General features: G+C 65.1%; 11 protein-coding genes and 1 pseudogene. 5 read left to right on the top strand and 7 right to left on the bottom strand.

The features are described from left to right. Nucleotides 1-3 precede the first annotated feature (3 nt). Complete coding sequence (locus tag WC729_RS29775; RefSeq protein ID WP_372858463.1) at nt 4-909, top strand: ferritin-like domain-containing protein; 906 nt, start codon at nt 4-6, stop codon at nt 907-909. 20 nt (nt 910-929) lie between these two features. Further along, the gene (locus WC729_RS29780) at nt 930-1,895 is read left to right on the top strand and encodes a lysylphosphatidylglycerol synthase domain-containing protein (RefSeq protein WP_372858464.1); all 966 of its coding nucleotides are present in this window, start codon (nt 930-932) and stop codon (nt 1,893-1,895) included. 75 nt (nt 1,896-1,970) lie between these two features. On the opposite strand, the gene WC729_RS29785 is transcribed toward WC729_RS29780, so the two are convergent. The 3 genes and pseudogenes from WC729_RS29785 to WC729_RS29795 form a co-directional block, all read right to left on the bottom strand. Then, nucleotides 1,971-2,918: a trehalase family glycosidase gene (locus WC729_RS29785; protein WP_372858466.1), complete on the bottom strand. Its 948-nt coding sequence runs from the start codon at nt 2,916-2,918 to the stop codon at nt 1,971-1,973. A gap of 91 nt (nt 2,919-3,009) precedes the next feature. After that, nucleotides 3,010-3,660, bottom strand: a pseudogene (locus WC729_RS29790) (trehalase family glycosidase); the annotation flags it as partial. Continuing rightward, nucleotides 3,557-3,949: an alpha/beta hydrolase gene (locus WC729_RS29795; protein WP_372858467.1), complete on the bottom strand. Its 393-nt coding sequence runs from the start codon at nt 3,947-3,949 to the stop codon at nt 3,557-3,559. The pseudogene WC729_RS29790 and the gene WC729_RS29795, both read right to left, overlap by 104 nt. A 64-nt stretch (nt 3,950-4,013) precedes the next feature. Between WC729_RS29795 and WC729_RS29800 the strand changes: the two genes are divergently transcribed. Continuing rightward, entirely contained in the window at nt 4,014-4,229 is a 216-nt protein-coding gene (locus tag WC729_RS29800; protein ID WP_372858468.1) for a FecR domain-containing protein, read from the top strand. A gap of 104 nt (nt 4,230-4,333) precedes the next feature. On the opposite strand, the gene WC729_RS29805 is transcribed toward WC729_RS29800, so the two are convergent. Further along, complete coding sequence (locus tag WC729_RS29805; protein WP_372858470.1) at nt 4,334-5,083, bottom strand: phytanoyl-CoA dioxygenase family protein; 750 nt, start codon at nt 5,081-5,083, stop codon at nt 4,334-4,336. A gap of 183 nt (nt 5,084-5,266) precedes the next feature. Between WC729_RS29805 and WC729_RS29810 the strand changes: the two genes are divergently transcribed. After that, nucleotides 5,267-6,094: an AraC family transcriptional regulator gene (locus WC729_RS29810; RefSeq protein ID WP_372858471.1), complete on the top strand. Its 828-nt coding sequence runs from the start codon at nt 5,267-5,269 to the stop codon at nt 6,092-6,094. Nucleotides 6,095-6,179: 85 nt separating this feature from the next. Here the strand turns inward: WC729_RS29810 and WC729_RS29815 are convergent, their stop codons facing one another. From WC729_RS29815 to WC729_RS29825, 3 genes are read right to left on the bottom strand one after another with little or no spacing between them, the layout of a single operon-like run. Continuing rightward, nucleotides 6,180-7,058 carry a LysR family transcriptional regulator gene (locus WC729_RS29815; protein WP_372858473.1) on the bottom strand — a complete coding sequence of 293 codons (879 nt, stop codon included), beginning with the start codon at nt 7,056-7,058 and terminating at the stop codon, nt 6,180-6,182. Between the two features lie 8 nt (nt 7,059-7,066). Beyond that, nucleotides 7,067-9,493, bottom strand: coding sequence for a sodium/solute symporter (locus tag WC729_RS29820; protein ID WP_372858474.1), 2,427 nt, complete (start codon nt 9,491-9,493; stop codon nt 7,067-7,069). Beyond that, entirely contained in the window at nt 9,493-10,557 is a 1,065-nt protein-coding gene (locus WC729_RS29825; protein WP_372858475.1) for a CoA ester lyase, read from the bottom strand. The genes WC729_RS29820 and WC729_RS29825 overlap by 1 nt, the downstream gene beginning before the upstream one ends. 43 nt (nt 10,558-10,600) lie before the next feature. Between WC729_RS29825 and WC729_RS29830 the strand changes: the two genes are divergently transcribed. Beyond that, the gene (locus tag WC729_RS29830; RefSeq protein WP_372858476.1) at nt 10,601-12,799 is read left to right on the top strand and encodes a TonB-dependent receptor; all 2,199 of its coding nucleotides are present in this window, start codon (nt 10,601-10,603) and stop codon (nt 12,797-12,799) included. Nucleotides 12,800-12,812: the final 13 nt, after the last annotated feature.

Here is a 12,812-nt window from a genome sequence, read left to right on the forward strand (position 1 = left end):
GCCATGAACATTGCCAACGGCTTCAGTCACTTCGCCCAGCCCGAGCCGGTACCTGCCGGCCCGATCCGGCTCGGCAGCCGCGAACATCGCGCGCTGTTCTGCCAGACCATGCTCGATACGCACGATCCCTATCGCCCGGCGCTGATCGACTGGCCCAAGCTCGAACCCGAGACCCGCGACAAGATCGTCTCGCTGCCGATCTGGGACATCGCCGTCGCGACCGAGGGCCGCGCGGGCATGAACGTGAAGACCTTCGGCGAGGCGATCGGCGATCCGCTGCTCAAGGCCGCGGTCGACATGAACGGCTTCGAGGAAAGCCGGCACAAGATCGTGCTCGCCGACATGGTGCAGGCCTATGGCATCCCCCTCGCGCCCGAACCCGAATACAAGCGCCCGCGCGACCCCGAATTCGCCTTCATGCGCACCGGCTATTCGGAATGCATCGACAGTTTCTTCGGCTTCGGCCTGTTCAAGCTCGCCAAGGATTCGGGCTTCTTCCCTGAGGAACTGGTCGATACGTTCGAGCCAGTGATGCGCGAGGAAGGGCGGCACATCCTGTTCTTCGTGAACTGGGTCGCTTGGTGGCGGCGCAACATGCCGTGGTGGCGCCGGCCCTTGTTCGAAGCCAAGGTGTTGATCGTCTGGATGTTCCTGATCGGCGAGCGGATCAGCATGGCCAAGGGCATGGGTGACGACAACACCAAGGCGCAGGAGAACAACTTCACGCTCAATGGCTCGAAGGAGCTTGGGGTCGAAGTGACGTTTCCGGAGCTCGCCCGGATCTGCCTCGCCGAGAATGATCGGCGCCTGGCGGCCTATGACCAGCGGCTGATCCGGCCGCGATTCGTCCCGGCGATGATGCGTCTCGCGCTGCGCTTTGCGGGTGGGCGCAAGGGAGACACCGCCTGAACAATTTCGCACGCGCGGGCATGCTGCTCGCGACCCTGGCAGGGCTGGCCGCCGCGGTCTGGGTCTTCGGCTCGATCGGGTTCGGCACCGTGCTGGCGGTCGCGGGACGGATCGGGATCGACGGGTTCCTGATCTTTTGCGCCATTTCGATCTCCACCTTCGGGATTCTCGGAGCCGCCTGGCTGGCGGCGGCGCCGGGGGAGCCGCTCGACCGGGTCGGCCTGTTCGCCTGGGCACGCGCCGTGCGGGAGGCGGTATCGGACCTGCTGCCCTTCTCGCAGATCGGCGGAATCGTCGTCGGCACGCGGACCTTGACGACGGCCGGCATTCCGGCGTCCCGCGTCTATGCGTCCTTCGTGGTCGATATGACGACCGAGATGGGGGCGCAGCTCGTCTTCACTCTGTTCGGCCTGACGATGATGATCGCCCTGTTCGCGGCGGGTGGGGAGGCGGCTGCGCTGCGCCCGCTCATCCTTGGCGGGACGGGCGTGATGGCCGCGGTGATGGTGATGTTCTTCTTCGCGCAACGCCCGGCGCTCGGCCTGGCCGGACGCGTCGCCCAGCATTTCCTGCCCGGCTCGGTCGTCGCGATGACCGGCATCACCGACAGGTTGCGCGAGACCTATGCCCAGCGCGGACGCGTGGCGCTGGCCTTTGCGCTCAACCTCCTCGGCTGGATCGTCAGCGCGGTCGGCGGCTGGGTCGTGCTGCGGATGATGGGCGCCGAGATTTCGATCTGGTCGGCGCTGTCGATCGAAAGCCTGATCTTCACGCTGCGGAGCGTTGCCTTCGCGATACCGGGCGCGATCGGCGTGCAGGAGGCCGCCTATGCCCTGGCCGCGCCGCTGTTCGGCCTGCCGCCGGAAACGGCACTGGCCTTGTCGCTTGCCAAGCGCGCGCGCGACCTGGCGATCGGATTGCCGACATTGATCCTCTGGCAAATCAGCGAGGCGCGGGCCGTGGTGCTTGCTTCCCGAAAGGAATAGCCGGCTTCGGGGTCTGTGACGCGGAGCGGCGATGAAATCGGCGAAACAGGGAGCGCGTTGGAGGCTGAGTGCCGGTCAATCGGCTTCGTCGATAAAGGCGGCGGTCACGCCGTTGGTCCAGCCAAAGCCTTCCTGCACGCCATATTCGCCGCCGCGCCCGGGCTTGATCGCCTCGACATCATATTTCTCGAACAGATAGCCGCTGCGGCGATAGGCCGCCTCGACCATCGCGATCCAGCGGGACCTGATCGTCCCGGCCAGCGTATCATGGCCGTAGCGCTTCAGTCCGGCGACCGCGACCCATTGCAGCGGCGCCCAGCCATTGGGGGCATCCCATTGCTCGGCGGTGGTGGTGCAGGTGGTGCGCAGGCCGCCAGCCGCGAGCAGCCCGGCTGCGGCGTTCGCGGTCGCCGCGGCGCGATCGTCGGAGGCGAGGCCGACGAACAGCGGATAAAGTGCTGCCGCCGTCAGTTCCCGGCGCGGCTGGTGCGTCGCCAGGTCGTGATCGGCACAATGGCCGCCTTCGGCCGACCAAAGATGCCGGTTGATCGCCGCGCCGCGCCCTCCCGCCAGATCGCCATAGTGACGAGCGTCGGTTTGCTCGCCGAGGTCGGCCGCCATCGCCGCGATCGCGCGCTCGAGTCCGTAGATCAGGCTGTTGAGATCGATCGGCAGGATCGAGGTGGTGCGGATCGACGCGAGCGTTCCGTCGCCCAGCCAGCGTGAGGAAAAATCCCAGCCGCTTTCGGCACCGGCCCGGATCTCGCGGTACACCTCGCCCAGCGGCCGGCCGCTCGCCCCGGCGATCAGCACGTCCTCGCGATAGGATTCGTCGCGTGGAGTCTGCCGGTCGTCCCAATAGCGATTGAGCAGCGCGCCATCGGCAAGCCGCACGACGCGGCGTGAGGCCTCGCCTGGCGCCAGCCCCTCGCCGCCGCGCATCCAGAAGCCATGCTCGCGGCGCATCGCCGCCAGGCGACGGCGCTTCTCGTCGCGGCCATAGACGGGCCGCAAGTCGAGCATCAGATGATAGACCGGAGGCTGGGAGCGGCCCCAGATAATAGCTGCTCATGCCGTTCGGGATCTGGCCGTAACGCTCGAGCGTCGCCGTGAAGATCTCGATCATCTCGTCGACCAGCGCGGCATGGCCGTCGCGCAACAGGCCGACCATGGTGAAATAGCTGTCCCAATAATAAAGCTCGCGGAAACGCCCGCCCGGCACGACATGGCGCCGCGTCACCGGCAGCAGCGAATCCTCGGGCCGATCGCCGTCGTGCGGCGGCCGGGTCAGCACCGGCCAGAGCCGCCTGATCTCGTCGCGCAGTGGCAGCAGCGGCGCGGCATCCGGCTTTTCATGTGGCGCCGCGGACGCGGGCAGATCGAAATTGGCGAGCACGAACGCACGGATCGCCGCCATATCGGCCGGCACTGCCGCGAAATCGGCCATGATCTCTTCCGCCGGGCGCCGCGCGATCGCATCGACGAAGGTCTTCCCGTCCTCGAAGAGCCCGCGTATCTGCACTTCGCGCAGCAGGTCGCCGAACAATTCGGCGGGCGAGGCGGGCATCGGGTCGACACGCAGGGTCATGCCGGCACCCTTCCGCCGATCGTGCCGTCGGGCATGGGTGGCGACGATGGACCTGTCGCCGGCGACATACCTGTCACGGCTGCAGATGCTTTGCGAAGAACGCGGCCTGGGCCGCCAGCGCCATGTCGGTCTCCGGGCATTCGATCCATGCCCAGAAGGCGTGGAGCATGCCTTCATACACGCGCAGATCGACCTCGACGCCGGCCCGGCGCAGCGCCGCATCCGCCAGCACGGTCTGGCTGAGCAACTGGTCGCGCGTGCTGGTCATCAGCATCATCGGCGGCAGGCCGGACAGGTCGCCATAGATCGGCGACAGCAACGGGTCCCGTTGGTCGGTACCGACGCAATAGTCGGCCAGCGCCTCGGGGACGGTGCGCGCCCCCATGATCGAGGGCAGGAAACCCTCGCAATCGCCCGCGAGCGCCAGATCGCCGGACCCCGAGAAGAATCCCGCGGCCGCCGGCATCGGCAGTCCCTCGGCCTACGCCGGCCCGGAGCAGGTCGAGGGCCGGCTAGCATGGCGTGGCGGGATGCTGAGTTTCGACCAGGCAAAGCTTGCCGACGTCGCGGCCGAGTTCAATCGCTACAATGACCACAAGCTGGTCATCGCGGATTCCAATGCCGCAGCGATCCGGATCGGCGGGACCTTCCAGGCGTCGAACGTCCAAGTCTTCGCGCGCCTGTTGCGCGACGCGTACGGCCTTCGGATCGACAGGATGGGCGACGAGGTCACGATTTCGAGCTGAAGCGCACGGCGCGGCCGGTTGTCCTGTTGCCGGGTGCGCGCCGACCTCGCGTTGCAAGGGCATATGACCAGAAGAGATGAGCGCTTCGTACTCCGCGATCGCGATCAACCCTCGCCGGACCGTTGACTGACGCGGACCCGCCAGTCGTAATGGTCCTCTGCCAGCGCTGCGCAAGCGGGGTTACGAAAATGTTGCGCGAGTGACAGCCGCCATCGCGGCGTGCTGTTGGCTGTCGTCATATGCGGCATCTTGCTGTGATGAAATGTCACGCTGCCGGCCTCGATCGGGCAGGCGATTACCTCGGCGTTCTGCGGAATGTCGCAAACCAGCAGGTCGCTTGCCATTTCGGGAGGATTGCGATGATCGAGAAGGGTTCGGTGCGCGCCTCGCGCAAAGTGCATGCAACCATTTTCCGGACCGACAGCATGGAAGGCGGTCCAGCAGGTGATGCCGCAATCCTCCAGCGTCCGCCCCCAATAGCCTTCATCCTGATGCCAGGGCGTCGGCGCGCCAGTGCCGGGCGGCTTGCCGAGAAACTGTTCATACCAGAACGCCATATCCTGGCGCATCAGCGCGCTGCCGAACCGGCTGGCCCAGGCGCGGAAGCGCGATTGCGGCAGCCAGGGGAACAGCCGGTCGACCCCGCTCTGGACGATTCGGTAGGCGCGTTGGTCGAGCGGCTCGCCGCGCCGCCAGTCCCAGTCCTTTCCCCAGTCCTCCGGGCGCTGCGTCATCTCCCTGCCCATCTTTTCAAGCGCCGAGATTTCCTCCGGATCGATTGCATCGCGCACGACCAGAAAGCCGTCAGCTTCGAAGCGGAGGACATCCTCCGTCGTTGGTTCAGGATAAGGCATGATTCTCCAGGCCCTTACATATCATTGTCAGCTGGGTTTCATTTTAGGAAACCGTGCAGCCGACGTCTTTGGCCGGGCCGTGCAATATGTATCCCAATCGATTAACTTGAACCGATGAGTGCGCACAATATCGAAGGGGAGGGCGAGGCCGGCCATGAACTGTCGGCGATGCTCTCGCCTTATGTGCGGGGCGCGCTGGAGCATTGGCGCGGAGCCTGGCACATCGCCCGGCGGGTGGTGGCCGACTATCTCCTGGTCTATGTCGTCTCCGGCACCGGTCGATTTGCGGTGGGCGACGAGATGTTCGATGTCGGCCCGGCGGATCTGATCTGGATTCCACCCGGTATGCTGCACGAGATGCGCGGCCATGCGCCGAAGATGTTCGTCGCCTATCTGCATTTCGATCTCGTCTACGATCCGCAGCGCAGCCCGCGCGTCAGAAGCGGAGCCGCCTATGCAGCTAGCGACCATGCCGACATGCATCCGGTGTTCGCACGACAGCCGATCGCCGGCTGGCGCGGCAAGCTTCCGGTGGTCAACGGTCCCGCGATCTACGCGCTGATGAAGCGGGCGATCGCCGAGCATCGCGGCGCGCGCCGCCCGTTGTGCGTGTCGGGTCTGATGCTCGAGATCATCGGCGAGATCGCAACGGGCCTGTCCCCCCTGGCGGCGAAGGCTGGCGCGCGGTGGCCTGCGCTGCGCCGCGCGGCCGAACGGATTCTCGTAGAACCCGAAATCAACCTCGACCTCTCATCGATGGCGCGCGCCGCGCACCTCAGTGACTCGCACTTTCGCAAACTCTTCCGTGAGACTCACGGCGAAAGCCCGCGCGCGATGAAGAACCGCGCACTGATGCACAAAGCATGCGACCTGGTGCTCCACTCGGGCGCGAGCATTTCCGAGATCGCGTTTCAGCTCGGCTTCAGCACGGTGCACAATTTCTCCCGCGCCTTCAGCAGGGAAATCGGCGTTTCGCCGCGAGACTATCAACGCAGGATGCTTGGCGGTTAACCGCTTCGTCGGCATTGCAGCCGCCGGGTGCCCACCGGCCCTAGCCTGATCGGGACTTCGGTGCGCTCGCCGTGCCTATCCCGTGTTATGCAGCATTGTCGCCGGTCTGGGCCTTGGTCGCATCGGCGGTCGCGGCTTCGCTTTCGGCCAGCAGCAGGTTGACCAGCCGGGTGTGCACGGTGGCGCGCGACCATACGATCCCGATCCGCCGTCCGACCACCCGTGTCGGCAGCGCTATCCGGGCGAGCGAAAGTCCGGCCGGCCAGGGCGGTGCCCAATCGGGCACCAGCGCCACGCCGAGGCCGCGATCTACCATCACGGCAATGGCGTTAAGGGCGTTGAGTTCGAAGCGCTCCCTTGGCGTGATCCCGACCTTGCGCAGATAATCCTCGGCACTGCGGCCGCCCCATTGATGCCGGTCGTAGCGAATCAGGGGTTCGGTGCGCAGGAGATCGTGCGGATCGCGGTGCGCGAGATTCCGGGGCGCCAGCATGATCAGCGCCTCTTCGCGCAGCATGCACCATTCGCACGTCTTCGGGATCGGGTAGGGTGCTTCGAGCACGAAAGCGGCATCGAGCTCGCCAGCCTCGACTGCGGCGTAGAGCTGAGCCGAAGTGGCCGACTGGATATGCACATTGATCGCCGGGGATCTGCCGATCAGCCGGGCGAGAATGTCCGGCAGCATGCCACTGAGCGGAGTCGTGCACGCGCCGAGACGCAGATTGCCGCTGATCGCATCGTCATGGGCGGTGTTGCGCAACTCGGCCGCGTTACGAAGCAATTCACGCGCCTGGCCGAGAATCCGCCCGCCCTGCTCGGTCATGCGCACGGTGCGGCCGACACGAACGATGAGCGGCGTGCCGAGCTCCCGTTCGAGCGCGTGGAGCTGCTGTGCGACAGCCGAAGGGCTGACATTAAGCGAACGCGCCGCCGCGGCCATCGAACCGCGATCGACCACCGTCACGAAGGTCTTCAGGAAATGGAGGTCGATGGCTCGTCCTCCTGCGCGCGCCGCCGGCCGAACCGGCCAATGGGGACGATGAGCCCTTCGAGCGAGCGCTGGGGCGCCGGAAAAAACAGGCTCGCGATATAACCCACGACGATCGAGACGAAGATCGCGATCGCCAGGTAGAAATAGGGATGGACGAGCTGAAAGATACTCGCCGCAAGTGTGACCGCCGACGCCGCGACGATGCCGATCCCGACACCAGCGGCGTTGGCACGGCGGGTGAACATGCCGAGCGTATAGGCGCCTGCACAGCTTCCGCCAAGCACGCCGAACAGCTCGATCGACAGGTCGAGCAGCGAATGGATGTCGAGCTGCGACAGCAGCACCGCCAGCCCAATGCCAACCACACCAACCAGCACTGTCATCCACTCGGCGAAGCGCACGGTCTTCTTCTGCGTCGGATTCCTGGCGAACTTCTCGTAGAAATCGACTGACAGCAAGGTCGCGACGCTGTTGATCGTGCCCGACAGCGTTCCCATCGCCGCCGCGAACAGGCCAGCGATGATCAGCCCGGTCACGCCGTGCGGCAGCTCCATGCCAATGAAGGAGGGGAACACCGCATCGATCGGCAGCAGCGGATCAAGCCGAGCCGGATGCGCCTGGTAATAGGCGAACAGCACCGTGCCGATGACGTAGAAAACGAAGCCGCCGGGCAGCAGTACCGCCGCGAAAAGCCAGATCGAACGCCCGGCATTCTTGTCCGACGAGGTCGCCAGCGCGCGCTGCATCAGGATCTGGTCCTTGGGGAAGGTCAGCACGGTGTCGAACAGGATGAGGATGAGGAAGCCCCACAGGGTCGGCTGGGTAAAGTCGAAACTGGTGTTGACCATATGGGTCTTGTCGGACGCCATCGCCGCCTGCTCGATCGCGGTAAAGCCGAGCGACCAGACGATATAGCCGATGGCGAAAAGCGCACCGCCCATCAGCACGATGACCTGGATAAAGTCGGTCCACACCACAGCGCGCATCCCGCCTAGCGCCGTGTAGATGATCGTGCAGACGCCGAGGATGCAGATGCAGCCGATCACGTTGAAACCGGTGATGGTGCCGATCGCCAGCGCCGGCAAGAAAAGCACCACGCCCATCCGCCCGCCGACATGCATCGCGATGCACAGCGCGCTTGCGAGCATGCGGATTGCGGGATGGAAGCGCTGCTCGAGATAGTTGAACACCGAGACGAGGTTGAGCCGCCGCAGCGCCGGCACCACCCAGATCGCGACGAACATCAATCCGACCACGGTGACGATCTTCGAGGTCATATAGTCCCAGTTGGTCTCGAACGCCTTGGCCGGGATGGCGAGATAGCTGATCGAGCTGGTATTGCCGGCGAACATGCTGACGCCGGCGGCCCAGAAGGGAATGGACCGGCTGCCGAGGAAGAAGTCGCTGGTCGAGTTGAGCTTGGCGCGGCGATACATATAACCGCCGACCCCGAGCATTGCCGCCATATAGACGACGATGATCGTCCAATCGAGGAGATCGAGCGCGCGGCGTTGCCGCTCGAGTTCTGCGACGGCGAAGGTCATCCGGCCACCATCGGCATGGGCGAGGACCAGGCCGTTGCCCGATGCCACCGCCGCATCGACCCCGCCTGTCGCGCGATACGGCAAAGCCGCCCAGGCACCAGTGATGGTGTGGAAGGAGAACAGCTGAGTGTCCCGCTTTGCGTCGGAGACGAGATACAGGACATGCGCCTGGCCGATCGCGCGTGCCGCGCCGGCCAGTACCGGGCCGGGGGCAGGCCCGCGTGCCTTCCATCCGTCCTTGTCGCCGAGTGCCCAGAGATCCTCGGCCGTCCCATTGCGCAGCGTGAGGTAGAGCACGCCGTTCTGCACGGTCAGGGTCGTCGGCGCGCCGGCGCCGGGCCAGGGAGCGCGCATGCGCCATGTCCGGTAGTCCGGAGTCAGGTCGAGCAACCGGGCGCCGCCGTCGGCGCTTCGGCCGGCGATCGTCACGGTACCGCCGTGCATCACTGCCTGGGCGACGGTCAGCGATTGCGGCATCGCGGGAAGCGCCCGCAACGACAGCATCCCGTTATCGAGCTGTAGCATCGCCACATTGTTCATGGCACGCGCATCGCCCTGGAGCAGCACGGCGCGTTGGCCATCGCTGGCGACAATGCGCGGCTTCAGGTCGGCGGGCAGGTGAGATCGATCGAGCGGCTGCCAGGCACTGCGGTCCGCGGCGAGCGCCCAGGCGCCATTGCGGCCAATCATCACGGTACGCCCGCCGAGTGCCACCATGGTCGCACCGTCGCCAGCGGCGAGAGGAGGGAGGATGGAAGACCTGACCAGCGAGACGCTGTCGTCCGCCGACGCGGGCGATGCCACACCGGTAAGGCACAAAGCGAGCAGGACGATCAACCGCCGAACGATACCGGGAAAGGCCATTATTCCCTCTCCGCCATAGCGATCGTCGCGCGTGCCTGCTCGATCGCGGGGCGGTCGATCATCCGCCCGTCGAGCTTGAAAGCGCCGCGTCCGATCATGGCCGCCTCGTCTGCGGCGGCGACGATCCGGCGCGCCTCGACCAGCGCATTCGCGCGCGCGCCGAACACGGTATTGGCAATGGCGATCTGCCGCGGATGAATGCAGCTCTTGCCGAGATAGCCGAGCGCGCGCGCCTGCTCGGCTTCAAGGCGAAAGCCCTGATCGTCGGCAATGGCCGCATAGGCGCCGTCATAGGCGAACGCGTCGCCCTCGCCGCTGGCGAGGCGCATGGCGAGCATCACGGCATGGGCGTTCCCGGGCGCCTGGCGATCGATCGCGAGCGCTTCGAACAGGTCGTTGAGCCCCAGTTGCAGGCCAGCGACGCGGGGGTGCGCCGTCGCGATCTCGGCCGCCCGACGCAATGCGCGAGGCGTCTCGATGGTAATCAGCAAGCGGATCGGGCGTGTGATGCCGGCAGCCTGCTCGGCGCGTTCCAGCGTCGTCGCCACGGCGACGACATCCTCGGGATCCTCGAGCTTGGGGAGGTTGATCAGCGCGACATCGGGGAGCGCCATTGCCGCGATATCAGCGGCAAATTGCGGCGAGCCAGGCGCGTTGACGCGCACGATCACCTGCTTGCCATTCGCGGCCAGCGCGGCGCGTGTCGCCTCGCTGGCCAGGAACCCGGCAATCGCACTACGCGCTGCATTCTTGCCGCTTGCTGTCACCGAGTCTTCGAGATCGAACGAGAGGGCGTCGGCGTCGCTCGCCAGCGCCTTGGTAAAGAAATCGGGCCGCGCGCCTGGCACGAACAATTTGCTGCGCATCGTTGTCGCATCTCCCCTGTTGCGGCCATGATAGCCGTAGCGGCGCGGGACGCGCCAGAGCGGACCGCGTACCAAACACGCCTGGACCACAGTATTTGTGCTGTTTTCCTCAAGAGTTGCGTCACCGCTCTCGTTGAAAACACACAAAATGTCGTGTCTGAACACAGCCGGGGCCCGGTTTAACCCACCGGCCCGCACGTCTAATGGTGGCCCCAAGAAAAAGAACAGGGAGGGGATTATCATGCAGATGCTTGCACGCCTGGCGCTCGGCACGGCTCTCGCCGGAACGATGTGCTCCGCCGCTTACGCTGGTCCGCTGACATCCGGTGCGGCCGCCGCGGACGACGCTACGCAGACGCCGGCCCAGGCGGCCGGCGCGGTCGACGACGAGACGACGCCAGTCGTCGTCACCGGCACAAGGTCGCCCAAGGCGGTCGACAAGATCGCGGGTGCGATCACTGTCATCTCCCCCGCTGAGCTGCAGCGATCGCTGACCATCACCGAGGATGCGACCGCGGTGCTGGCCCGTACCGTCCCGGGCTATTCGGAATCGAACCAGACGCTCAATACATTGGGCGAAACGATGCGTGGCCGAACAGCGCTCTATATGTTCGACGGCATCCCTCAGTCGACACCGCTGCGCGATGGCAGTCGCAATGCGACCTTCACGGACATGGCGACGATCCAGCGCATCGAGGTGGTCGGTGGGGCGTCCGCGACCGAGGGCATCGGCGCGGCAGGGGGGATCATCAACTATATCTCGAAGCGCGCGACCGAGCCCGGCACCCATTTCGGCGTCACCGGCCGTTTCGGCACCCAGTTCGACGACGACAGCGCGATCTGGAAGATCGGTGGAACGCTCAGTCACAAATCGGGCGGGCTCGATGTCTTCGCCGCAGGATCCTATGTGACGCGTGGCATCACCTACGACGCCCATGGCCGCCGTATCGGGATCAGCGCATCGAGCTCGGTAGCCGACTCAAAGCAGTGGGACGGTTTCCTGAAGGTCGGCACCAATTTCGGTGACGGCGATTCCCAGCGCATCGAGGGCGTCGCAAGCTATTTCAAGCTCAAGGCCAACGGCAACTATCACTATGTCGCCGGCAGCCGCGCGCTCGGCATTCCCGACACGGCCGAGCCTGGGCCGCCGGTCGACCCCATCACCGGCCAGCTCCTCTTCGCGCCCGATTTCAATCAGTTCCAGCAATATGCTCTAAACTACAGCAACACGTCGTTGTTCGGCGGCAGCCTCGTGGCCACGGGCTATTACGCGAAGCAGGAGATGCGCTTCCCAGGCGATAACGGGATCGACAAACAGGATCCGCGCATCTCGCCGGGCGTCATCTTCGACCAATCGGAAATCCTGTCGAAGAAATACGGGCTGCGCACCTCCTACACGCGCCCCGACTTCCTGCTGCAGGGCTTTGAACTGCGTTTCGGCGTCGACGCGGTGCATGATCAGACCCAGCAATATCTCGCCCTGACCAATCGCATCTGGGTGCCGCCGCTCAACTATACGAGCTTCGGCCCCTATGTGCAGCTGGCCTATGATCTCGGCCCAGTGACGCTGAGCGGCGGCTGGCGCCACGAGGACGGCAAGGTCGAGGTTGATGATTACACGACCACCTATTACCGCAACAGCGTGTTGGTGAAGGGCGGCAACCTCAAGTACAAGAATGACCTGCTCAACGCCGGCATCATCGGCCGCTTCGGCGGCGGATTTTCGGCCTTTGCCACCTATGGCGAAGGCTTCACCCTGCCTAATGTCGGTATCCCGCTGCGCAACGTGAACGTGCCTGGCAAGACGGTCGAAGGCCTGCTCGATCTGCAGGCGGTGGTCTTCAAGAACAAGGAGGTCGGGTTCAACTGGCGCGGCCGGATGGGCAGCGTCGGGGTGTCCTATTATCAGTCCAAGTCCGACCTGGGCTCAAGCCTCACGGTCGATCCGGTGACCAAGGACTATGTGCTCAACCGCCGACCGATCAAGATCTATGGCTTCGACGTGACGGCGGAGTTCCGCCCGATCTCCACGGTGCGGTTGAACGCGCTGTTCAGCCATGTGGTCGGCAAGACCTCGGCTGCCAATGGCGTGACCGATCCGCTTAACGTGACGCTCGGTGTGCTCAACATCGCGCCCGACAAGGCCAATGAGCAGATATCCTGGCAGTTCACGCCTGAGGGGTCGATCTCGTTCGGCGCGACCAGCTTTTTCAGTCGCAACATCAACGCGGGCAAACCCACCGAGGAGCACACCAAGGGCTATACGCTGTTCGATGCGACGGGCAGCTACCGGGTCAATGATGTCGGCACCTTCTCGCTCGGTGTCGAGAATCTGTTCAACAAGTTCTATTTCCTGTCGTCGTCGCAGATCGATATCTACCAGAACTATTTCGCGGGTCGCGGGCGCACGGTATCGCTGACCTTCCATCGCGACTTCTGACCTGGGAGCAAGA

It is taken from the genome of Sphingomonas sp. (assembly GCF_041661825.1).
Classification (GTDB): domain Bacteria; phylum Pseudomonadota; class Alphaproteobacteria; order Sphingomonadales; family Sphingomonadaceae; genus Sphingomonas.